Consider the following 21617-nt stretch of genomic DNA (forward strand, 5'->3'; position numbering starts at 1 on the left):
GGACATGACCCAGAAAACCCTCGAAGAGCTGCGCCACCTCATGGCGCATGCCGGAAACCGGCGAACGGAAACCGGAATCCCACGCCTTGCGATGGTAAAGGGACGTGTGCCCGAGCACGAGCTTGCGGCAGTCTATCAGCCGATGATCAACCTGATCCTGCAAGGATCGAAGACGATGTCGGTCGGCGACCGCACCCTGCGCTACGATCCTGCCACCTATTTTGTGATGTCGGTCGATCTTCCGGCTATCGGCACCATCCACGCGGCCGAGGATGGCGCGCCCTATCTTGCAGTTGCCCTGACGCTGGAGCCAGCGCGCATCGCATCCTTGCTGGCCGACATCCCCCCGATCCGCGCAAACGCGCGTCAGGAGGGATTTTCCGTCGCGGCCGTCACGCCGGACCTGCTGGATGCCTGGGCGCGTCTTCTGCGCCTGATGGCGCGGCCAGAGGACATCCCGGCACTGGCCCCGGTTTATGAGCGCGAGATCCTCTATCGCGTGTTGTCCGGCCCGATGGGCACGATGATGCGCGACATCGCCACGCCCGACACGATGCTCCACCGCATCCATCAGGTTATTCAATGGCTCCGGACAAATTACATGGAGCCGGTCACCATAGAGGCCATGGCAAGCCGCGCTGCCATGTCGGTGTCCGCCTTTCATAGGCACTTCAAGACAGTGACCTCGCTCAGCCCGCTGCAGTTCCAGAAGCAGCTGCGCCTGCTACAGGCGAGAACGCTTCTGCTGACCGGCGCAGGGACGGCCACCTCCGTCGCTTTCTCGGTCGGGTATGAAAGCACAACCCAATTCAGCCGGGAATATGCACGCCTGTTCGGCCTGCCACCGTCGCGCGACGCCGCGCGGGTGCTGGCCGAGATCCGAAACACCTCAATCCAACCTTAAGGAAATCAAGATGAATTTTACCCATATTGCTGTCGGCACCAACGACATCGAAGCCGCGCGCGAGTTTTACGACAAAGTGCTGGCCACCCTTGGCTGGTCCCGGATTGCGGATCTGGGCGACACCGGATCATTTTGGGGCGATGGCGCACCCAGCTTCATGGTCACCCTGCCGCGAAACGGTGCGCCCGCCACGGCGGGAAACGGGACAACAATCAGCTTCCGAGCACCGGATCACGCCTCTGTCCACGCCTTTCATGAGGCGGCTATGACCCTCGGGATGCCTGACGAAGGCGCGGTAGGCCCCCGCCCTTGGGCTCCTGGCGCAATGGCGGCCTACACGCGCGACCCGGACGGGAACAAGCTGGCGGTGTACGGGATGGAAGCCACCAGCTAACGCGACAAGCAACAACTGAGGTTCGGCACTGCAGCGACACACCAGAGAGCCGTTTGATAATTCATGATGGGTCATCGGCGAATTGACGTTTCGAGTTCAGCAGGCTTAGCACGATTGACTGCGCCGCCGACTTGAAAGTTCGACGTTGCAAAGGGGTAATACCATTGCATAACCGCCGTCGGCGTTCAGTGCAGCATTCCAGTGGGCTCCTTGCGAGCTTCGGATGCGGCGTGGCATTGGATGTTGGCGGGCTCCGATTAAAGGCAAGAACGGCCCGAAGCGGCCAATCGACGGCCGCTAAACCGACGTCCTCTTCGCGCCCATGCTGTTGAAAAAGTCTTTGTTGCGGCGCGGCAAGTCGTTTGATTCACTCAACTATGAGGGAATTGGAGGATTTCATCATGATGGGAACTCAGGACGCACCGGCGCAGTTGTTTTATGACTTCGATTTGGACCGGCACGTGCCCTCGGATCACATGCTCCGAGAGATTGACCGTTTCCTCGATATGGATGGCATGCGGGAGGTTCTGCGCCCGTTCTACAGCTCCCCTAGGACGTCCCTCAATCGACCCGGGCTGATCATCCGGATGCTGGTCATCGGCTATATCATGGGGATCCGTTCCGAGCGGCGACTTTGGCGTGATGAGGACAAGCTCGAGATTGTCCTGTCGGTTGGGATTGGCGGGGCGACAGTGACGCAGGTGGCGCTCCGCCTTTGACATGCTGATGGCGCCAGAGACAGCTCCGTGCGGCGGGAAATTTCGCGAATTGGCATTTTATCACGCAATGCCCAACGTCGAATGACACTCAAAAATCCCATGTCGATCACTCCATATCTCCCTGAACAAAACCGTCAGGGCAATGTGTTCACATGGGTCACTTCTCAGTGAAAATTTTGGGGCCTACCGGGTCAGTTCTCAACGTAAATCAACACCGATATTGGCGTAATCAGATGCGGAGAGACAATTATTGTTGGGTAAAGCCATTAGAGATTCATGTTCCGTTTTTTAGAGATGACCAAAAGGAGATAAATAGGCGTGAAACCAAAGAGGTGAGATCCGAACATCATGGCCGCAACCCATGGCCAAAGGAAGATGACAGGTGGTCTTTCCTCACTCAACAAAAAAACATAGGGGGCTAGGAGGACTAAAATAAAGATCAGTAGCGTCCCTCGAACTTGTCTCCAATACCCGCTCAGCCATAGGGGACCAAGAGGCAGCGACTTGCCAGTCTTCACCACCTTCTCCACGAAAACCCGGTAGTAGAGCAAGACTTGAGCGGGGGCCGTGACAAATACCATTGCCGTCATGATAAACAGGTGACATCCGGCATATTGCCGGGTGGCTTCGAACCGATTGAAGAGTTCAAGCGGCATAGGTGCCCAAGAAATGCTGCGTCTGATCGTTGATATGACGGTCGGCCCACCAAGCTTACAAATCGCATAGGGCACGGCGACATAGAGGGCCAACACGAGATAGAATATCGGCTTCATTCGGTCGAATGCCGCGCGCAGCTCCGGCGTCTCATCCTTTGAGACGCAATAAATAATAGGGCGACTCTTTATTTGCCAAGGCCAGCGCAGTGTTTTCTTTGGTCATAAAACACTCTGTTTTTCTCTTCGGGGACATGATTTCCCGTACAAGATAGAGCAATATCGAAAAACGTAGGACACTATCTGCCTTCCACACTGAATTTGCCCGAAGATGCTCTCCTGATGCGCCGCCTTGGCGAACGCCCGCGCGGCATCCTGGTCGCGCTTTACGACCCTCGAAATCAAAAGACGGTCGTCCGACAAAGCCTGCACCAATGCTCATTCTTTAATGACAACATAGTAAGTTGATCTCTCGGTAAGGAACGCCAAGCCCACAGGTCAATCATTTTTAACCAAATAGATCAGTTGGTTAAAAATGTGAGAGCTTTGCGGCAATGGGGTGATTGGTGAGAGTTAAACGTGTGGGGAGATCGGGTTTGTTGTGATCCCGACGCGTAAAGCGCTCCTCCGAAGAGATAAATCTATCCGCGCTCGCTTCAGCCGCACCGTTTAGAACGCCTCTGCGAGGCAATGAGACATCGAGCAATAGATCAAACACGCCGCTCACGCCCAATGCCCGAGCGCGTCTACTCAAGAAGCTGACAAACAATTCATCATCATGAAATTTGGCAGATACTAGCGGCATATTCGGTTCTCGGGACAGTTTTAACCCAGCATCCACGATTGCGCACACACCTCCAGCTTGCTTAGTCAAATGCAGCGCCGGTCAAAAAAAGGGGGACCAAACTGGCCCCCCTAGGTTCGCTGATCAGGCTCATATTTGATACCGCCCGGTAAGTTATTTTGCCTGCGGCCTGATCCGCGTCGGGAGCGAACGCATCCGCTCCAGAACTGTATTCTCCTTAGTGCAACACACGCCCCGCAGAGCTGTTGACCAACAAGATCGCACGACAGCCTTTGGCCCCTTCCGTACGATAATCCTGCACCGAATAGGTCACAGGAAAATTGGCGACACAGACGGATTGGCTGCCGCCATAGGCCTCGGCCAAAGGCCCGGCGGCCTCCGGCGCAAAATCGACCTCGATCGTATTGCCGCGCATCGTCAAACGCTCTGCGGTGAGCGCGTGACCGGCAATGGTGAAGACCATATCCATCTGTCCCATGCCCCTCAGCTACAGCCCGACGTGCCGCCGCAGGTGTTGCATTTCATGCAGGTGCCGTTGCGCACCAGCGTGTAGTTGCCGCATTCGCCACAGGGATCGCCCTCATAGCCCTGCATCTTCGCCTTGGTGCGCGCGTCCATCGACATGGACGAAGACACGGTGACCGAGGAGATCGCAGTGCCACTTGTGGTGCCGGATTTCACCTCTGGCACCAGTGTTTGCAGCGCCACCTCGGCGTCAATCGAGCTATCAAGCGCCACGATCCCGCTTTGCATCCCGCCCTGAAGCACGATCAATTCCTGCGGCATCCGTTTGCGCAGATAGCCGGTCGAAGAGATTTGTTTCAGCACTTCGATGGATTTGGCAGAGGCGGCTTCAGACGGTTTTTGCACATTGGCCACGCCCTCTTCTTCGCCGCGCCCCAGATCGTCAAAAGCATGACCCGCCGGTTTCACATGAGCCAAATCGGTACGGTCCAGATAGGACACGGCCAATTCACGGAAGATGTAATCCAGGATCGAGGTGGCGTTTTTGATCGAGTCATTGCCCTGCACCATGCCCGAGGGCTCGAATTTGGTGAAGGTGAAGGCATCGACAAACTCTTCGAGCGGCACGCCATATTGCAGACCGACCGAGATTGCGATGGCGAAATTGTTCATCATCGCCCGGAAGCCAGCACCCTCTTTGTGCATGTCGATGAAAATCTCACCCAGAGTGCCATCCTCATATTCGCCGGTGCGCAAATAGACCTTATGCCCGCCGACGACCGATTTCTGGGTGTAGCCTTTGCGACGGCTGGGAAGTTTTTCACGGCCCCGCGCCACTTCTTTGATGATCACCTTTTCAACGATCTTCTCGGCCAGAACGGCGGCTTTTTCCTGCGGCGTGCCGGTGGCGAGGATTTCCTCGGCCTCGTCATCATCGTCGATCAAAGCGCTCGCCAAAGGCTGCGACAGTTTCGAGCCATCGCGGTAAAGCGCATTGGCTTTCACCCCCAAAGACCAAGACAGCTCATAGGAGGCCAGGCAATCCTCGATGGTGGCGTCATTCGGCATGTTGATGGTTTTCGAGATCGCGCCGGAGATAAACGACTGAGCAGCGGCCATCATGGTGATGTGGCTGTTGACCGACAGGTAACGCTTGCCTTTTTTGCCACAGGCATTGGCGCAATCGAACACCGAATAATGCTCTTCTTTGAGGAAAGGCGCGCCTTCGAGCGTCATTGTGCCGCAAACGTGATCATTGGCGGCGTCGATGTCGGCCTTGGTAAAGCCCAAGGAGCGCAGCAAATCAAAGGACGGATCGTTGAGCTTGGCCTTTGGAATGCCCAAAGTGCCGGTGCAGAAATCTTCGCCCAGTGTCCATTGGTTGAACACGAAACGGATGTCGAAAGCAGAGGGCAGCGCGGCTTCGATTTTCTCGATCTGGGCCGAGCCAAAGCCGTGACCGATCAGCGCGGTGTGGTTGATCCCCGGCGCATTGCCGATGGACCCATGACCGACCGCATAGGAGATGATCTCTTCGATCTCGCTTGAGGGGTAGCCGAGTTTTTCCAGTGCTGCGGGCACCGAGCGGTTGATGATTTTGAAATAGCCGCCGCCTGCGAGTTTCTTGAATTTCACCAGCGCGAAATCCGGCTCAATCCCGGTGGTGTCGCAATCCATCACCAAACCGATGGTGCCGGTCGGCGCAATCACGGAAACCTGCGCGTTGCGAAAGCCGTTTTTCTCGCCAAGGCTCAGCGCCTCATCCCATGCGGTTTTGGCCAGTTCGACCAAATGCGCGTCCGGGCAATTGGCGTGATCCAATGCCACCGGTTTGACCTCAAGCGCGTCATAGCCGGTGGATTTGCCATAGGCTGCGGTGCGGTGGTTGCGGATGACACGGAGCATGTGGTCGCGGTTGGCCTCATAGCGCGAGAACGCGCCCAATTCGCCGGCAATCTCGGCGGATGTGGCATAGGACACCCCGGTCATGATCGCGGTCAAAGCGCCCGCCAATGCCCGGCCCTCGTCCGAGTCATAGCCAAAGCCCATGTTCATCAACAGCCCGCCGATGTTGGCATAGCCAAGGCCCAGCGTGCGGAAGTCATAGGAGCGCTGCGCGATTTCTTTTGACGGGAACTGCGCCATCATCACCGAAATCTCAAGCGTCAGCGTCCATATCCGGGTGGCGTGCATATAGGCTTCGGCGTCAAACCGCCCGTCTTTGAGGAAGGTCAGCAAGTTCATCGAGGCGAGGTTACAGGCCGTGTCATCGAGGAACATATACTCGGAACAGGGGTTCGAGCCGCGGATTTGACCGTCTTCTGGGCAGGTGTGCCAGGCATTGATCGTGTCGTGGAACTGGATGCCCGGATCGGCACAGGCCCAAGCGGCGTGACCCACATCTTGCCACAGATCACGGGCATTGACGGTCTTGGCGACCTTGCCATCGGTGCGACGCAAAAGCTCCCATTCGGCGTCGTCTTTGACGGCCTTGAGGAAAGCGTCGGTGACGCGCACGGAGTTGTTGGAGTTTTGGCCCGACACAGACGCATAGGCCTCAGAGTCCCAATCGGTGTCATAGGTCGGGAATTCGATCGAGGAATAGCCCTGTTTCGCGTAATCGAGCACGCGTTTGACATAGGTTTCCGGGATGCAGACCTGTTTCGCCGATTTGATCGCCGCTTTCAGTGCCACGTTTTTGGCCGGATCGAACGCGTCATCCTCTTTGCCGTCCCATGTGCCGATGGCGTCAAAAATCTGGTTCAACTGGCGTTCGTGCATCTTCGAGCCCGCGACAATGGACGCCACTTTTTGCTCTTCGATCACCTTCCAGTTGATGAATTCTTCGATATCCGGGTGATCCATGTCACAGATCACCATTTTCGCAGCACGGCGCGTGGTGCCCCCCGATTTGATCGCGCCCGCCGCCCGGTCACCGATTTTCAGAAAGCCCATGAGACCGGAGGATTTGCCACCGCCCGACAGCGCCTCATTGGCGGCGCGCAGGGACGAGAAATTGGTGCCCGTGCCGGAGCCGTATTTGAACAGCCGCGCTTCGCGGACCCAAAGGTCCATGATGCCGCCGTCAGACACCAGATCATCCTTCACCGATTGGATGAAACAGGCGTGGGGCTGCGGGTGCTCATAGGCGGAGGTCGAACGGGTCAGCTCGCCAGATTTGTAATCGACATAATAATGCCCCTGCCCCGGACCGTCGATGCCGTAAGCCCAATGCAGACCGGTGTTGAACCACTGCGGGCTGTTCGGCGCGCCCATTTGCGCCGCCAAGGTAAAGCGCATGTCATCGTAATAGGCGCGGGCGTCGTCCTCAGAGGTGAAATAACCGCCCTTCCAGCCCCAATAGGCCCAAGCGCCAGCCAAACGGTCAAACACTTGTTTTGCCGAGCTCTCGCCACCAAAGCGCGCGTCCTCAGGCAGTTTCGCCAAAGCATCTTCGTCGGGAACAGAGCGCCACAAAAACGACGGAACGCCTTTTTCACGGACTTTTTTCAACGCGGCCGGGACACCGGCCTTGCGGAAATATTTTTGAGCGATGACATCGGACGCGACCTGTGACCACCGCGCCGGGATTTCACAATCATCAAGTTTAAACACCACGGTGCCGTCCGGATTGCGAATCTCGGATGTGGTCGTGGTGAACTCCAACTCCGCATATGCGTCTTGGCCTGCTGTGGTGAATTTACGTTCGATCTTCATCTTATGCCCGCCTCATTTTATCAGGCCTCAACCTGATTCAGCCCGTCAAAGCCCGTTGTTTTTCAGATCCGCTGCGGCTTCAAACACAGATTCAAATCCGCCGCATGTCTCAACTCATCGCCCGCCGCATGCCCATCTACATCTTGTGTTCAAGCCTGTGAGCGACATCCCAACCGCAGAGCAAAATTCTCCTCCCTCCGAAGCCGCGCATCGCGTTCGGTCCGTCAGGTGAGTCTCTCATGTCTTCGGTCTGGTCTTGGTGGCCGATCAAACGAAATAATCCGCAATTCCCTACCTAAAACGCATGTTTCAGATCGGTTCCCCGGCGGTCATTCGTTGGATCACTTCCCCGCGACTCTTGTCCCTCACCGCCTGACAACAACTAAATGTAGTGTTCCGTCAACCAGCTCACACAATGTGCAGCGTGTTTGCCCCTCAGGTCAATGTCATTTTAAGGCTTCGTAAACCAAAAAATCGGTTGACGAAAATTGCCCACAGGCAGGCGCGATTCGAATATCTCGGCGTTAATAAATTTTCCTTTGTTTCCCATAGGTTTCGCCAAATACATTAACCAATTGCGCGAGCAATTGTGGATAAGTGCCAGGTGCAAAAAAAATAGTCATACGCGCACAGCCTAAGCAATTTGCCCAAACGGTCGACACACAACATATTGTGCTCACCTCGCCTTTTCGCAGGCGCAGAAAGGGCCCATTCATGATAATTTCAAGGGAAATATGCAGCTTTAACGGGTCACAGCCCGTCGAAAAATCATCGTCAGGTTGAAACTTCGCCGCCAAACAGCATTCGAATCAAATATCGTGGCACGTCCTTCAAAGGCGAAGAGATCGACCACAGCCGTTGCAGAGACACGGCGCATGAACGCAGCGCATGAACGCGGCATATGACAAAGGACACCTAAAGCGTTCCGCCTTTCCCCTGTCTCAAGTTAAAAGCATGACGCTTTAAACGAAAAAGGAGCGCAGATGCGCCCCAAACTCTCGCTAAAACCAGCCACACCGCAATAGCACCCCAACGGGCAATGTCTCTGAGAGAAAATGGTCGGGGCGAGAAGATTCGAACTTCCGACCCCCTGTACCCAAAACAGGTGCGCTACCAGGCTGCGCCACGCCCCGACCGTGCTGCGGTTCCTACCCTGCTCTGCGCCCGATGAAAAGACGTTTTCTGCGCAAAGTGAAACCTTTATGCATTCTCTCCTGCATTCGCCACTCAGTCACAGGGATCAGCGGCCTCTGGCCCAAAGGCCGGATGACGCAAAACATCCCCCACCGAGATCCCCATCGCGCCAGCCAGCCCGCCGTTGATCTCAAGCACAGCAAAGACCGCATTTCCGCCGGAGATCGGCGTGCGATCCAGCGGCACGGCGCGCTCATGCACCTTTGTGATCACGCCACGGCGATCGACAAAGATCATATCCAAAGGGATCAGCGTATTGGCCATCCAAAACGCCGCGGGACCGGGTGTGTCATAAACAAAGAGCATGCCGTGAGACCGCGCCATCTCAGGCCGGTTCATCAACCCCAGCGCACGCTCACCAGCATCATCGGCCAGTTCGACGCTAAAGCGCGCCGAAACAGAGGGGCCAGATAAAACCACCTCATCCATGCGACAGGCATGGGGGGGAGACGCAGGTGTTGCCTGCGCCTGTGCTGCGCCCGAAAGCGCCATCACATAAAGGCAAATCGCGACCTTAGATAAGGTCGCACATCGATTAGGAATCACTGTCCAACGTCTCTGCATGCGCCTCTTCCACTGCATGATCCCAGGCCGTCACATGCGCCGCCATGCGGCCCCGCCGTCCCTCGATCACCCGAAGGCCAATGGCCTCACCGGGCATCAGATCGGCAAGACCGGAGCGACGCAGCACCTCGATATGCACAAACACATCTTCGGGGCGACCAAACACATTGGCAAAGCCAAAGCCCTTGCCCTTATCAAACCATTTCACCCGCGCCGGTTCCAGCGGCAGATCAAGCCCGCCCCCGTCCACCTGTTCGAGATCTTCGAGCATAGGGCCATCGGACTGAACCGGGGGTTCAATCCCCAAAACCTCAATCGCCTGAACCCCACGATCGGTTTCTTGCACCGACAAGCGGATCAAGGCGGCATCCGCAACCGAACTTTGGCCGAAATTGCGCAATACATTTGCGTGCAACAAAATATCGGGTCCACCTTCGTCGGAGACCACAAAACCAAAACCACGCGTTGGATCGAACCATTTGACATGGCCCGATACAACCTTTTCCAAGCCTGTATCGTTCATATTTCCACACTCAAAAGGGGCGGCGCCTACGCACCAACCCGCAATTAGCGGGGCTTTCGCCCCTCATCCCTGCGGCAGACCCTGCGTCAAAGAAGACAAAGGTTCAAGACCTGCTTGACCTGTCTTTTTGACCAATTGCATGTTGCCGCAAGGTCAACCCTCCGTCTTATCAGGGATTTAGACGCTCAATCGTCCAAGCCTCCGTCACAGTCGCACGGGTCCATTTAAATCGGTCGTGAAGGCGAAACTCGCCATCGGCCCAAAACTCGATTTCAAGCGGGGTGATCCGGTAACCGCCCCAAAACGGGGGACGTTTCGGATTTGGTCCGTGTTTCAGCCCCGCTTTGGCGACCGCTTCCATCAGCGCCGTTTTGGACGCCAGGGGCCGTGACTGTTTTGACGCCCATGCGCCAATCCGTGACCCCAAGGCCCGCGATGTATAATAGGCGTCAGAGGCCGCGTCACTTTCGCGTGTCACCAGTCCGCGCACACGAACTTGTCGACGCAAGCTTTTCCAGTGCATGACAAAAGCGGCCTTGCCAGAGCTCTCGATTTCCTGACCTTTGGCGCTTTCATAATTGGTGAAAAACACGAACGCATCATCCGCGATGTCTTTGAGCAACACCATACGCACATTGGGCAACCCATCGGAATCGACCGTGGCCATGGCGATGGCATTGGGGTCATTGACCTCTGTTGCCTCAGCCGATTTGAGCCATTGGCGGGCAATCTCGAACGGATCGTCCCCTGCAAAAATACCTTTACGCGACAGCATGGCTCACCTCCTCTTTGCCTTGTGGATAGCCCTTTGTGAGCGGCACAACAAGGCCCGCACCAAAGCAAGCCCCAGCATCATCTTGGGCAGATTTTGACACCGCGTCACGAATTTACGCCCCCCAGACTTGCTAGGTTTGCGCAAAAGCCCTAAAGCACTTTTCAACATGAATTCTACACATTCTACACAGGTGAGGGCCAAATATGACCAAACTGATGGATGGAAAGCGGGGCCTGATCATGGGGCTTGCCAATGACAAGTCGATCGCCTGGGGCATCGCACAGGCATTGGCGAACCATGGCGCCGAGCTGTGCTTTTCCTATCAAGGCGAACAGTTGAAAAAGCGGGTCGATCCGCTGGCTGAACGGTTGGGCTCGGATTTCGTCGTCGAATGCGATGTCTCCGACGAGGCCTCTGTTGATGCGTTGTTTGCCGCCATCGAGGCGAAATGGGGCAAGATGGATTTCATTGTCCACGCCATTGGCTTTTCCGACAAGGCCGAATTGCGGGGCCGCTACGTCGACACCACCCGCGCCAATTTCAACCTGACCATGGATATTTCCGTCTATTCCTTCACTGCCGTGGCCCAACGCGCCGCGAAACTGATGGTGGATGGCGGGTCGATGTTGACCATGACCTATTATGGCGCCGAACGCGTCATGCCGCATTATAATGTGATGGGCGTGGCCAAAGCCGCCCTTGAGGCCTCGGTGCGGTATCTGGCCGAAGATCTGGGCAAAGACGGCATCCGGGTCAATTCGATCTCCGCCGGGCCGATCAAAACGCTGGCCGCCTCGGGCATTGGCGATTTCCGCTACATCATGAAGTGGAACGAATACAATTCGCCGCTGCGTCGCAATGTGACCATTGATGATGTCGGCGGCTCCGCGCTTTACCTTTTGTCGGACCTGTCTTCGGGCGTGACCGGCGAAACCCACCACGTTGATGCCGGCTATCATGTGGTTGGGATGAAGGCGGTGGATGCGCCGGACATCACCAAAGGCTAAACCGCCTCATATAGACAGATGAGCAAACGGGGGCTTCGGCCTCCGTTTCGCGTTATACCCGGGTATATGACGACAGGATTCCCCGATCTTTTTCGCAGTTTTTTAAGAAACCGCGCTGTAAGAGATTGTGGTGGCGCGATTTTCGCGGCAAAAAAGACGCCAATCTAAACACCACCCCATCAACACCGTCCTCATCAAAGGATTTTGAAATGTCCGACCGTTTGCCGCATGAAAAAGGGTTTCACATCAGCTGGGACCAGATCCATCGCGACAGCCGGGCGCTGGCGTGGCGGTTGGATGGCAAAGGGCCGGACGATGGTGCATGGCGGGCCGTTGTGGCGATCACCCGTGGCGGCATGGCCCCGGCGATGATCATCGCGCGTGAATTGGACATTCGCACGGTCGATACGATCTCGGTCAAATCTTATGATCACCAAGATCAATCCGAAGCGATTGTGCTGAAAGCCCCCGACAAGGATATGATGGGCGATGGCACCGGGATTTTGATCATCGACGATCTGGTCGACAGCGGCAAAACCCTGAAACTGGTGCGCGACCTCTATCCGAACGCGCATTTTGCCACCGTTTATGCCAAACCCGCAGGGCGACCACAGGTTGACACATTCATCACTGAAGTGTCGCAAGACACATGGATTTTCTTCCCATGGGATATGGCACTGCAATATGTTCAGCCTTACCGCGGGCGGGACTAAAGCTTAGTCACACTCACGCGGCGTAGGGCTGAGGTGAAAGCTGTTGCACCAAACGCTCCAGCTTTTCAATCTCATGGCGGGCAAACGCCACGCTGTTGTCAAAGTCCATGCTGCGCGAAACCCCGTCAATCGCACCACAGGCGGAGCGGGTCATATAGCCCGCCAACCGCAGCTCGACCTCATAGGACCGCTCGCGGATGTGATCCGTCATCGCCTCCGCGCGCGCCGCTTGGCCCTCTTGGGCAATCAAAAGCGCCGCTTTTAAATCCGCAATCAGCGCCTGATTTTTCATCTTCTCCATTGGGAAAACCTCACCTTCTCGACATCGACCTCATTCGGCCCCTGGCGTTACCGCCTTATCCACGTGCTTTTTCACATGGGCTCTCTGCGGGCTCTCTGCCCCCATTGAAACACTCAAAAGGGCGATTTGGTTAACGGCAGATGAAAACCCGCCATTCTGAACATCACGCCTTGGTGAAAGCCTTTTTTTTCAGCATCTTGTCGCATTTGAGGTCACAAAAACAACACCCCACTGCGCGCGTTTCCCTCGCGCCCCCCAGATGTGTGCGTTTCTGCAATTGCAGTGCGTTTGGAACCTGCCTAGCTTTGACGGGCTGACACCCCTCACTCAGGATAAACCGCGATGCCCCTTCCCCTGCCCCTTGCTGCCGCCATGGCCCGCACCTTTCGTTCGCCGATCATTGCAGCCAAAGAGTGGGTCGAGGGCGTCAGCTTTCCCGCAGATCGCCCGCTGATCAACGTCTCGCAAGCCGCCCCGATCGCCGCACCCCCGTTGGCGCTGCGCCAGGAGATCGCGCGGATGGCGGTTGAGGATATTGAGGCGCATATTTACGGGCCCGTGTTGGGCCTGCCCGCGCTGCGCTCCGAAATCGCCAGCCAATGGTCCGCCGCCTATCATGCCCGGATTGCGCCCTCCGAGGTCGCCATCACCTCCGGCTGCAATCAGGCCTTCACCGCCGTCATGTCGACCATCGCGGCGCCGGGCGATGAGGTCATCCTGCCAACGCCATGGTATTTCAACCATAAAATGTGGTGCGACATGTCGGGGGTCCATGCCGTGCCCCTGTCCACGGGCGACGACCTTTTGCCGGATTTGGAGGCCGCTGCCCGGCTGATCACCCCGCGCACCCGTGCCATCGTGTTGATCACGCCCAACAATCCCGGCGGCGTCGAATACCCGGCCGAGTTGCTGACCAAATTCTATGCCCTCGCCCGCGAACATCGCATATCTTTGGTGCTCGATGAGACCTATCGCGATTTTGACAGCCGCTCGGAGGTGCCGCATCACCTGTTCCGCCAACCGGATTGGCACGACACCTTGGTGCATCTCTATTCGTTCTCCAAAGCCTTCCGCCTCACCGGCCACCGCGTTGGCGCACTGATTGCCGCGCCAGACCGTCTGACGCAGGTTGAAAAATATCTCGATACCGTTGCGATTTGCCCAAACCAAATCGGCCAGCGCGCAGCCCTTTGGGGGATGCAGAACCTCAGCCAATGGGTCGCGGGTGAACGCGCCGAGATTCTCGACCGCCGCGCCGCGATTTACGAAGGCTTCCCGGCACTTGCGGCAAAGGGTTGGAACCTCTTGGGATGTGGCGCCTTTTTCGCCTATGTCGAACACCCGTTTGCCATGCCCTCCTCAGAGCTTGCGCCTTGGTTGGTCAAACACGCATCGATTCTGTTGCTGCCCGGTGCCAGCTTCATGCCCGCAGGCGACGCACGCGCCGAACGCCAATTGCGCATCGCCTTTGCCAATATCGACCGTGCCGGCATTCAGACGCTTTTTGACAGATTGGCCCAAATCGCCCCCTGACGGGTGATACATTTCGGCGTGATCCGGCTTGCGAAGCCTGTCGTGAGCGCCTAGACACTTTGCCAACCTTTAAGGGAGAAAAACGCATATGGCGCACGGCAAAGGCACCGGTAAGCAATCTGGCACGAAAATGGTGGTTTGGGGGATTTTGGGCCTTCTGATCATCGGTTTGGGTGGATTTGGCACCGCAAATTTCGGCGGCGGCGTCACCCGTGTGGCCCGTGTTGGCGATGAGGACATCACGCCCACCGCCTATGCCAATGCGCTGCAAACCCAAATTCGCGCAATCGAAAGCCAAACCGGCCAAGACATCACCGTGCAGCAGGCCCTGTCTTTTGGTCTGTCACAACAAGTGTTGGGCCAATTGTTGGATCAGGCCGCGCTTGACAATGAGACCGCGAAAATCGGCATTTCGGTCGGAGATGATGCGGTGCGCCGGGAACTTTTGGCGATGGACGCGTTCAAAGGGTTTGACGGCACATTCAGCACCGAAACCTACAAAGACATGCTGGCGCGCAACAATCTTGATGGCAAAACCTTCGAGGCAGGTCTGCGCAAAGATGCGGCGCGCGCCATTCTCACCGGCGCTTTGGCCACGGGCATCACCATGCCGCCCTCCTACGGTCAGGTCGTGGTCGATTGGCTTGGCGAACGGCGCACCATTTCGGTCGCGACCCTCACGGTTGCTGACCTTGAAACCGGCACACCGATTGCCTCTGATGCCGACATCCAAGCGTGGTATGACGCCCACCCGGACGCCTATACCGCCCCCGAAGCCCGCAAAGTCACCTATGCGTGGTTGACGCCAGCGATGCTGACCGATGAGGTGGAACTTGATGAGACCGCCCTGCGCAAGCTCTATAACGACAATATCACCTCCTATGTCCAACCCGAACGCCGCCTTGTCGAGCGTCTGGTCTATGGCTCGGAAGAGGATGCCAAAGCCGCGGCTGAGCGCATCACTTCGGGTGAAACCTCCTTTGAGGACGAAGTCACCACCCGCGGCCTTGATTTGATTGACGTCGATATGGGCGATGTCTCCGCCGATGATCTGTCCTCTGACGCCGCCACCGTCGTGTTTGCTCTTGAGGGCACGGGCGTTGTCGGTCCGGTGATGTCCGATCTGGGTCCGGCTTTGTATCGGGTCAACGGCACATTGGCCGGGACGGAGATTTCCTTTGAAGAGGCGCGCGATGATTTGGCGGTGGAGATGGCCGCAGACGCGGCGGCGCGCCTGATTGCCGATCAGATCGAAACCTTTGACAATGATCTGGCCGACGGCATGACGCTTGAAAATCTGGCCGAGGCCACACAGATGGAACTGGGCACGATGGATTGGACGCCCGAGAGCGAAGGCGGCATCGCCGCCTATACCGCGTTCAAAGACGCGGTTGCAACGCTGAGCCCCGACGATTACCCGGCAATCATGGAACTGGGCGATGGTGGCGTGTTTGCCATGCGTCTGGACGCGATTGTCCCCTCCGCTGTGCGTCCGCTCGACGAGGTTCGTGATCAGGTCTCTGCCGATTGGGAGCGCGATGCCATCGCAACCCTTCTGACCACCCGCGCCGAAGCGCTTGAAACCGATGTGGCGGCGGGCACCCCGATCACCGAGCTGGGTCTGGCCTCCGAGAGCTTTGAAGCGATCACCCGTCAGGGCAACATCGCCTCCATGCCTGCGGGCTTTATCGACGCGGTGTTTGCCCCCGGTCTGACGCTCGGCGGCACCACCTTGATCCCCGGCCAAGGCCGCGTGGTCATCGCCAAAATCGACAAGGTCGATGCCCCCGCCAAGACGGACGAAAACAGTGCCATTGCCGATGGCTACATCACCTCCGCCGCCCAAGGCGCGGCGCAAGACGTGATTGCCGCCTTCTCCAATGCCCTGCGCCTGCGCGAAGGCGTGACCGTCAATGAACCCGCCCTGAACGCAGTGCACAGCCAAATCCAATAAGCGCCGTTTGATCACAAGACGGCGGGAAGACACAGACGAGAAAGACGACAGACATGGCCACGCTTATCCCCGCCTTCTCCACCTTTGAGACCGCCTATGACGCCGGCCTCAATCAGGTGGTGTACGCCAAAGTGGCCGCCGATCTCGACACGCCCGTGTCGATCATGCTCAAACTCGCGGGCGCGCGCACCGACAGTTTCATCCTTGAATCTGTGACCGGCGGCGAGGTCCGCGGGCGCTATTCCATCATCGGCCTGAAACCCGATCTGATCTGGAAATGCGAGGGCACCAAAGCTGCACTCAACCGCAATGCGCGTTTTGACCCCGACAGCTACACCACGTCGGATCTCGATCCGCTGGCCTCGTTGCGAGCGCTGATCGCGGAGAGCAAAATCGACATGCCCGCCGAACTGCCTGCCTCGGCTGCGGGTCTTTTCGGCTATCTCGGCTATGACATGATCCGTCTGGTCGAACATCTGCCCCATGTGAACCCCGACCCGATCGGCCTGCCCGATGCGGTGTTGATGCGCCCTTCTGTGGTGGCCGTGTTGGACGGGGTCAAAGGCGAGGTCACCGTGGTGTCACCCGCCTGGGTCGGCACAGGCCAATCCGCCAAAGCCGCCTATGCGCAGGCCGCCGAACGGGTGATGGACGCGCTGCGCGATCTCGAACGCGCGCCGTCTGAGACCAGCCATGATCTGGGCGAAAGCTTCGCAGCCCCCGCCCCCGTCTCAAATTTCACCCATGAGGGCTACAAACAAGCCGTTGAAAAGGCAAAAGACTACATCACCGCAGGCGACATCTTCCAAGTCGTGCCCGCACAGCGCTGGACCCAGGATTTCCCGCTGCCGCCCTTCTCGCTTTACCGCTCGTTGCGCCGCACCAACCCCTCGCCTTTCATGTTCTTTTTCAACTTTGGCGGCTTTCAGATCATCGGCGCGTCGCCCGAAATTCTGGTCCGCGTCTTTGACGGCGAGGTCACAATCCGCCCGATCGCCGGCACCCGCAAACGCGGCGCGACACCCGAAGAAGACAAGGCACTGGAACTTGATTTGCTCTCCGATCAAAAAGAGCTGGCCGAGCATTTGATGCTGTTGGATCTGGGCCGCAATGACACCGGCAAAGTGTCGAAAATCGGCACGGTGCGCCCGACCGAAGAATTCATCATCGAACGCTATTCCCACGTCATGCACATCGTCTCCAACGTCGTCGGCGAGCTGCGCGAGGACGAAGACGCGCTCTCTGCTTTGCTCGCGGGCCTGCCCGCAGGCACCGTGTCCGGCGCACCGAAAGTCCGGGCGATGGAGATCATCGACGAGTTGGAACCGGAAAAACGCGGCGTCTATGGCGGCGGCGTCGGCTATTTCTCCGCAGGCGGCGACATGGACATGTGCATCGCGCTGCGCACGGCCGTCTTGAAGGACGAAAAGCTCTATATCCAGGCCGGTGGTGGCGTGGTCTACGACTCCGATCCTGAGGGCGAATATCAAGAAACCGTCAATAAATCCAATGCCCTGCGCAAAGCGGCCGAAGACGCCGGGATGTTCACAAGCTCCGGCAACCGCTGACCCTCTTTACCGTGGCTTAAATACTCATGCGGGCAACGTTTGAGTATTTAAGCCACGGTAAAGGCATCAGAGCGGCAGCTCGGTCGTCGATTTGATCTCTTCCATCGATAAGAGCGCCGTGACATTGTAGATCGAGACCTCTTGGATCAGCGCCTGATAGAACTCATCATAGGCCTTGGCGTTTTTCACCCGGACTTTGAGGATGTAATCAATCTCCCCCGCCAAACGATGCGCCTCCAAGACTTCGGGGCGGCGTTTGAGCACCTGTAAAAACACCTCCTGCCACCCGGCTTCATGGGCGTTGGTTTTGACCAGCACAAAGAAACAGGCCTCAAGCCCAAGACTCTCCGGGTCGAGGATCACGGTCTGCTGACCGATCACACCGCCTTCGCGCATTTTGCGGATGCGATTCCACACCGGCGTCTTGGAGGAGCCGACTTTTCGGGCGATTTCGTCCAAAGACTGGCTGGCATCCTGTTGCAGTTCGCTCAGGATTTTCCGATCCATCGCGTCGAGTTGGACTGGCATTTCGGTTTTCCTCTCAATCTTGGAATGACGACCCGGCGCGGGTCTCATCTTGGAACAAACATCCTTATTGACGTCACACCATAGCATAAACTTAGGACAATGTTCTAAATATAGAGACAGAAATCGCAAGCCGAAACCAATGCCCTCGCCAACCGTCTCGCAAGGAATGTCCCATGTCGCGCCCGTTCACGCCCAAAGTCATCACCGCCAACGCGCTTTTGCAAGGGGATGTGATTTACCTCTCTGAAAGCGGCATCTGGGTGCGCGCCCTCCATGAGGCGGCATTGATCTTTGACGCCGCGCGGGCAGAGGCGCTTTTGACCGAGGCGCAAAAGGACGGGATGGTCGTGGGCGCCTATCTGACGGATGCGGCAGAGGGCAAACATGGCCCGGAACCGACCCATTTTCGCGAAGAGTTCCGCCGCACAGGCCCCTCGAACTACCCCCACGGCAAGCAAGAAACAGGAGCGCGGGCAAATGTATAAGTACAACGATTTTGACGAAAGCTTTGTGCGCAACCGTGTGGCACAATTCTCCGCCCAGGTCGCTCGCCGGATCGATGGGAGCCTTTCTGAGGAGGAATTCCGCCCGCTGCGCCTGATGAACGGGCTCTACCTGCAACTGCATGCCTATATGCTGCGCGTGGCAATCCCCTACGGGACGTTGAACCCGGATCAAATGGACCAGCTCGCCCATATCGCCGAGACCTATGATCGCGGTTACGGCCATTTCACCACGCGGCAAAACATCCAGTACAACTGGCCGAAATTGCCGGATGTGCCCGCGATCCTCTCGGATCTCGCGGATGTTGAAATGCACGCGATTCAGACCTCCGGCAACACCATCCGCAATGTCACCGCCGATCATTTCGCCGGTGCAGCCGCCGATGAGGTGGCCGATCCGCGCCCCGTCGCGGAACTCATTCGCCAATGGTCAACCGATCACCCGGAATTCCAATTCCTGCCGCGCAAATTCAAAGTCGCGGTCACCGGGGCCGCGGCAGATCGCGCCGTGGTGCGCGCCCATGACATCGGGCTGGTGCTCAAACGTCAGGACGGCGTGTTGGGCGCGGAAATCATCGTCGGTGGCGGGCTGGGGCGGACGCCGATGGTGGGCAAGACCTTGAAAGAGTTTGTGACCTTTGACGATCTGCTGCCCTATTTGGAAGCGACCGTGTCGGTTTGGAACCTTTTGGGGCGGCGCGACAACAAATATAAAGCCCGGATTAAAATCACCGTGCATGAACACGGGATCGACGACATCCGCGCCCGCGTTGAAGACCGTTTTGCCGCGATCAAGCCGACATTTGGCGGTGTGGACATGGAGATGTTGCGCGAGATTGAGGGGCATTTTGTGCCGCCGATCTTTGCCGACAAACCCGTCGATGCCTATACCCGCGCCTATGAGGCCGACCCGGTGTTCCGCGCTTGGGCCGATACCAATTTGGCGGCACATAAGGCCGAAGGCTACGCCATCGTCACCGTCTCATTGAAAAAACCGGGCCAAACGCCGGGGGATGCCACAGCAGAGCAAATGCGCGCCTTGGCGCAGATTGCCCGTGATTACGCCCATGACGAGCTGCGCATTTCGCATGAGCAAAACGTCATCCTGCCGCATGTCCATAAATCCAACCTGCCCGCGCTGCACGCAGCCCTCAAAGCCTTTGATCTGGCCTCGGCCAATGTCGGGCTGGTCAGCGACATCATCGCCTGCCCCGGCATGGATTATTGCGCGCTGGCAACCGCCCGTTCAATCCCCGTGGCCCAAGGCATCGCGACCCGGTTTGAAGAGCTGAAACTCGAACATGACATTGGCGCGCTGAAGATCAAGATCTCCGGCTGCATCAACGCCTGTGGCCACCACCACGTCGGCCATATCGGCATCCTTGGGTTGGACCGCGCCGGTGTTGAAAATTATCAAATCACTCTCGGCGGCGACGGCACCGAAGACATGGTGATCGGTGATCGCACGGGGCCGGGCTTTGCCTATGATGAAATCGTGCCGGCGATTGAGCGCATCTTGCTGAGCTATCTCGATCTGCGCGACGGGCCTGAGGAAACCTTCCTTGCGACCTACCGTCGTCTCGGGCTGGCTCCGTTCAAAGCGGCGCTCTATCCGGCCAAAGAGGAAAAAGCCAATGCCGCATGAGGCCACGCTTTTGAAACAGGAATTCGGCACGGTGGACACCCGTGTCGAGCGCCTGAACGCGCGCTACAAACACCATTCGGCGACCTCGGTGTTGGAGCTGGCGCTGCGGGATCGTGAGCTGGGGCGGATCGCGCTTGTGTCATCTTTTGGTGCCGAGTCGGTGGTGTTGTTACACATGATTTCGGTGATGAAACCGGACACGCCGGTGGTGTTCATCGACACGGAAATGTTGTTTCAGGAAACCATCGACTACCAACTCGACCTGATCGAGCGGCTCGATCTGCGCGATGTGCGGCGCATTCGCCCGTCTCGCGCCAAATTGGACGCCCATGACCCCGAAGGCCTTCTGCATCAAAGCGACAAGGACGCCTGCTGTGATCTGCGCAAAACTCAACCGCTGCAAGAGGCGCTGGGGGGATTTGACGCGTGGATCACCGGGCGCAAACGGTTTCAAGGCGCCACACGGGCCAGTCTCGATTTCTTTGAAAACGAGTTGGACACGCGGATCAAAATCAATCCGCTGGCCTATTGGGCGCCAAGCGATTTGCAGGATTACATGGTCAACAACCGCCTGCCGCGTCACCCGTTGGTGGCGAAAGGCTATCCCTCGATTGGCTGTGCGCCCTGCACATCGCCGGTCAAAGAGGGCGAAGATCCGCGCGCCGGGCGCTGGCGCGATGAAGAGAAAACAGAATGCGGGATCCATTTCGTGGACGGAAAATTCGTGCGCGTGCCGCTTAAAGGAGATGCAGCATGACGCAACTCGTCCAAGACAGCGGCTTTGTGGCCGAGGATTTCACCGGGGACTGGCTTGACCTGGCTTCCGACACAGCGCCTGAGACGCTCGCGCAATATGCCGGGGCGGAAGCGATCCGCATTGATTTTCCGAGCTTTTCAGACGGGCGCGGCTTTACGCTTGCTCGGCTGTTGCGGCTTAAAGGTTTCACCGGGCGGCTGCGCGCGGCAGGTCATGTGATTGCCGATCAATATGCCATGGCACGGCGCGCGGGCTTTGACGAGGTGGCGATTTCCGACGATCTGGCCGCCCGCCAAGACGAGGCACAATGGCTGGCCCGCGCCGATTGGCAGGCTGGCGATTACCAGACGCGCTTGCGCGGGCGGGCGTAAAGGGCCAAAAGGGGGCTGAGTTTC

20 protein-coding genes, 1 tRNA gene and 1 pseudogene are annotated in these 21617 nt (G+C 57.6%); 12 read left to right on the forward strand and 10 right to left on the reverse strand.

The window, feature by feature from the left end; all coding sequences use genetic code 11:
- Positions 1-4: 4 nt before the first annotated feature.
- The 3 genes and pseudogenes from BLT54_RS14395 to BLT54_RS14405 form a co-directional block, all read left to right on the forward strand.
- Positions 5-904 (forward strand): AraC family transcriptional regulator, encoded by a 900-nt coding sequence (locus tag BLT54_RS14395; RefSeq protein ID WP_074646047.1) that lies wholly within the window; start codon positions 5-7, stop codon positions 902-904.
- A gap of 10 nt (positions 905-914) precedes the next feature.
- Positions 915-1298 (forward strand): VOC family protein, encoded by a 384-nt coding sequence (locus BLT54_RS14400; protein WP_074645994.1) that lies wholly within the window; start codon positions 915-917, stop codon positions 1296-1298.
- A gap of 401 nt (positions 1299-1699) precedes the next feature.
- Positions 1700-1933 (forward strand): annotated as a pseudogene (locus BLT54_RS14405) (transposase); the annotation flags it as partial.
- 350 nt (positions 1934-2283) lie between these two features.
- Here BLT54_RS14405 and BLT54_RS14415 read toward each other — a convergent pair.
- The 8 genes from BLT54_RS14415 to pdxH all read right to left on the reverse strand — a co-directional run bounded on the left by BLT54_RS14415 (position 2284) and on the right by pdxH (position 10713).
- Complete coding sequence (locus BLT54_RS14415) at positions 2284-2790, reverse strand: hypothetical protein (RefSeq protein WP_074645996.1); 507 nt, start codon at positions 2788-2790, stop codon at positions 2284-2286.
- A 31-nt stretch (positions 2791-2821) separates the two neighbouring features.
- Positions 2822-3112 carry a hypothetical protein gene (locus BLT54_RS14420; protein ID WP_143026826.1) on the reverse strand — a complete coding sequence of 97 codons (291 nt, stop codon included), beginning with the start codon at positions 3110-3112 and terminating at the stop codon, positions 2822-2824.
- 580 nt (positions 3113-3692) lie between these two features.
- On the reverse strand, positions 3693-3944 hold the full coding sequence (locus BLT54_RS14425; protein WP_074645998.1) for a hypothetical protein: 252 nt from the start codon (positions 3942-3944) through the stop codon (positions 3693-3695).
- Between the two features lie 14 nt (positions 3945-3958).
- A complete protein-coding gene (locus tag BLT54_RS14430; protein ID WP_074645999.1) occupies positions 3959-7657 on the reverse strand; it encodes a vitamin B12-dependent ribonucleotide reductase in 3699 nt (1232 codons plus the stop codon).
- 1056 nt (positions 7658-8713) lie between these two features.
- A tRNA-Pro gene (locus tag BLT54_RS14440) sits at positions 8714-8790 on the reverse strand.
- Positions 8791-8884: 94 nt separating this feature from the next.
- Positions 8885-9343 (reverse strand): DUF192 domain-containing protein, encoded by a 459-nt coding sequence (locus tag BLT54_RS14445; RefSeq protein ID WP_074646001.1) that lies wholly within the window; start codon positions 9341-9343, stop codon positions 8885-8887.
- 43 nt (positions 9344-9386) lie between these two features.
- The gene (locus BLT54_RS14450) at positions 9387-9938 is read right to left on the reverse strand and encodes a cold-shock protein (protein WP_009573467.1); all 552 of its coding nucleotides are present in this window, start codon (positions 9936-9938) and stop codon (positions 9387-9389) included.
- Between the two features lie 169 nt (positions 9939-10107).
- Positions 10108-10713, reverse strand: a complete 606-nt coding sequence (gene pdxH, locus BLT54_RS14455) for a pyridoxamine 5'-phosphate oxidase (RefSeq protein ID WP_074646002.1) — start codon at positions 10711-10713, stop codon at positions 10108-10110.
- 203 nt (positions 10714-10916) lie between these two features.
- Between pdxH and fabI the strand changes: the two genes are divergently transcribed.
- Together fabI and gpt are read left to right on the forward strand one after the other, a co-directional pair.
- On the forward strand, positions 10917-11720 hold the full coding sequence (gene fabI / locus BLT54_RS14460; protein WP_074646003.1) for an enoyl-ACP reductase FabI: 804 nt from the start codon (positions 10917-10919) through the stop codon (positions 11718-11720).
- A gap of 209 nt (positions 11721-11929) precedes the next feature.
- Entirely contained in the window at positions 11930-12433 is a 504-nt protein-coding gene (gene gpt / locus BLT54_RS14465; protein WP_074646004.1) for a xanthine phosphoribosyltransferase, read from the forward strand.
- A gap of 13 nt (positions 12434-12446) precedes the next feature.
- Here the strand turns inward: gpt and BLT54_RS14470 are convergent, their stop codons facing one another.
- Entirely contained in the window at positions 12447-12734 is a 288-nt protein-coding gene (locus tag BLT54_RS14470) for a hypothetical protein (protein ID WP_074646005.1), read from the reverse strand.
- Positions 12735-13076: 342 nt separating this feature from the next.
- On the opposite strand from BLT54_RS14470, the gene BLT54_RS14475 reads away from it, so the two are divergent.
- The 3 genes from BLT54_RS14475 to trpE all read left to right on the forward strand — a co-directional run bounded on the left by BLT54_RS14475 (position 13077) and on the right by trpE (position 17789).
- Entirely contained in the window at positions 13077-14267 is a 1191-nt protein-coding gene (locus BLT54_RS14475; protein WP_074646006.1) for an aminotransferase, read from the forward strand.
- An 88-nt stretch (positions 14268-14355) separates the two neighbouring features.
- On the forward strand, positions 14356-16221 hold the full coding sequence (locus tag BLT54_RS14480) for a SurA N-terminal domain-containing protein (protein WP_074646007.1): 1866 nt from the start codon (positions 14356-14358) through the stop codon (positions 16219-16221).
- A gap of 53 nt (positions 16222-16274) precedes the next feature.
- The gene (trpE, locus tag BLT54_RS14485) at positions 16275-17789 is read left to right on the forward strand and encodes an anthranilate synthase component I (RefSeq protein ID WP_074646008.1); all 1515 of its coding nucleotides are present in this window, start codon (positions 16275-16277) and stop codon (positions 17787-17789) included.
- Positions 17790-17855: 66 nt separating this feature from the next.
- On the opposite strand, the gene BLT54_RS14490 is transcribed toward trpE, so the two are convergent.
- The gene (locus BLT54_RS14490) at positions 17856-18317 is read right to left on the reverse strand and encodes an Lrp/AsnC family transcriptional regulator (RefSeq protein WP_074646009.1); all 462 of its coding nucleotides are present in this window, start codon (positions 18315-18317) and stop codon (positions 17856-17858) included.
- A 173-nt stretch (positions 18318-18490) separates the two neighbouring features.
- Here BLT54_RS14490 and BLT54_RS14495 point away from each other — a divergent pair, with 173 nt between their 5' ends.
- The 4 genes from BLT54_RS14495 to BLT54_RS14510 are packed head-to-tail and all read left to right on the forward strand — an operon-like array spanning position 18491 to position 21593.
- Complete coding sequence (locus BLT54_RS14495; protein ID WP_074646010.1) at positions 18491-18802, forward strand: DUF2849 domain-containing protein; 312 nt, start codon at positions 18491-18493, stop codon at positions 18800-18802.
- Positions 18795-20465: a nitrite/sulfite reductase gene (locus BLT54_RS14500; protein WP_074646011.1), complete on the forward strand. Its 1671-nt coding sequence runs from the start codon at positions 18795-18797 to the stop codon at positions 20463-20465. The genes BLT54_RS14495 and BLT54_RS14500 overlap by 8 nt, the downstream gene beginning before the upstream one ends.
- Positions 20455-21222 carry a phosphoadenylyl-sulfate reductase gene (locus BLT54_RS14505; RefSeq protein ID WP_074646012.1) on the forward strand — a complete coding sequence of 256 codons (768 nt, stop codon included), beginning with the start codon at positions 20455-20457 and terminating at the stop codon, positions 21220-21222. Before BLT54_RS14500 ends, BLT54_RS14505 begins: the two co-directional genes overlap by 11 nt.
- Positions 21219-21593, forward strand: coding sequence for a DUF934 domain-containing protein (locus tag BLT54_RS14510; protein ID WP_074646013.1), 375 nt, complete (start codon positions 21219-21221; stop codon positions 21591-21593). The genes BLT54_RS14505 and BLT54_RS14510 overlap by 4 nt, the downstream gene beginning before the upstream one ends.
- The last annotated feature ends 24 nt before the right edge of the window (positions 21594-21617 follow it).

The organism is Celeribacter baekdonensis (assembly GCF_900102315.1).
Lineage (GTDB): Bacteria > Pseudomonadota > Alphaproteobacteria > Rhodobacterales > Rhodobacteraceae > Celeribacter > Celeribacter baekdonensis.

Excerpts from the sequence above, each read along its gene's own strand:
- BLT54_RS14395 (WP_074646047.1), top strand. The coding sequence starts at position 5 with ATGACCCAGAAAACCCTCGAAGAGCTGCGCCACCTCATGGCGCATGCC.
- BLT54_RS14400 (WP_074645994.1), top strand. The coding sequence starts at position 915 with ATGAATTTTACCCATATTGCTGTCGGCACCAACGACATCGAAGCCGCG.
- BLT54_RS14415 (WP_074645996.1), bottom strand. The coding sequence starts at position 2,790 with ATGAAGCCGATATTCTATCTCGTGTTGGCCCTCTATGTCGCCGTGCCC.
- BLT54_RS14420 (WP_143026826.1), bottom strand. The coding sequence starts at position 3,112 with ATGAGCATTGGTGCAGGCTTTGTCGGACGACCGTCTTTTGATTTCGAG.
- BLT54_RS14425 (WP_074645998.1), bottom strand. The coding sequence starts at position 3,944 with ATGGATATGGTCTTCACCATTGCCGGTCACGCGCTCACCGCAGAGCGT.
- BLT54_RS14430 (WP_074645999.1), bottom strand. The coding sequence starts at position 7,657 with ATGAAGATCGAACGTAAATTCACCACAGCAGGCCAAGACGCATATGCG.
- BLT54_RS14445 (WP_074646001.1), bottom strand. The coding sequence starts at position 9,343 with ATGGCGCTTTCGGGCGCAGCACAGGCGCAGGCAACACCTGCGTCTCCC.
- BLT54_RS14450 (WP_009573467.1), bottom strand. The coding sequence starts at position 9,938 with ATGAACGATACAGGCTTGGAAAAGGTTGTATCGGGCCATGTCAAATGG.
- pdxH (WP_074646002.1), bottom strand. The coding sequence starts at position 10,713 with ATGCTGTCGCGTAAAGGTATTTTTGCAGGGGACGATCCGTTCGAGATT.
- fabI (WP_074646003.1), top strand. The coding sequence starts at position 10,917 with ATGACCAAACTGATGGATGGAAAGCGGGGCCTGATCATGGGGCTTGCC.
- gpt (WP_074646004.1), top strand. The coding sequence starts at position 11,930 with ATGTCCGACCGTTTGCCGCATGAAAAAGGGTTTCACATCAGCTGGGAC.
- BLT54_RS14470 (WP_074646005.1), bottom strand. The coding sequence starts at position 12,734 with ATGGAGAAGATGAAAAATCAGGCGCTGATTGCGGATTTAAAAGCGGCG.
- BLT54_RS14475 (WP_074646006.1), top strand. The coding sequence starts at position 13,077 with ATGCCCCTTCCCCTGCCCCTTGCTGCCGCCATGGCCCGCACCTTTCGT.
- BLT54_RS14480 (WP_074646007.1), top strand. The coding sequence starts at position 14,356 with ATGGCGCACGGCAAAGGCACCGGTAAGCAATCTGGCACGAAAATGGTG.
- trpE (WP_074646008.1), top strand. The coding sequence starts at position 16,275 with ATGGCCACGCTTATCCCCGCCTTCTCCACCTTTGAGACCGCCTATGAC.
- BLT54_RS14490 (WP_074646009.1), bottom strand. The coding sequence starts at position 18,317 with ATGCCAGTCCAACTCGACGCGATGGATCGGAAAATCCTGAGCGAACTG.
- BLT54_RS14495 (WP_074646010.1), top strand. The coding sequence starts at position 18,491 with ATGTCGCGCCCGTTCACGCCCAAAGTCATCACCGCCAACGCGCTTTTG.
- BLT54_RS14500 (WP_074646011.1), top strand. The coding sequence starts at position 18,795 with ATGTATAAGTACAACGATTTTGACGAAAGCTTTGTGCGCAACCGTGTG.
- BLT54_RS14505 (WP_074646012.1), top strand. The coding sequence starts at position 20,455 with ATGCCGCATGAGGCCACGCTTTTGAAACAGGAATTCGGCACGGTGGAC.
- BLT54_RS14510 (WP_074646013.1), top strand. The coding sequence starts at position 21,219 with ATGACGCAACTCGTCCAAGACAGCGGCTTTGTGGCCGAGGATTTCACC.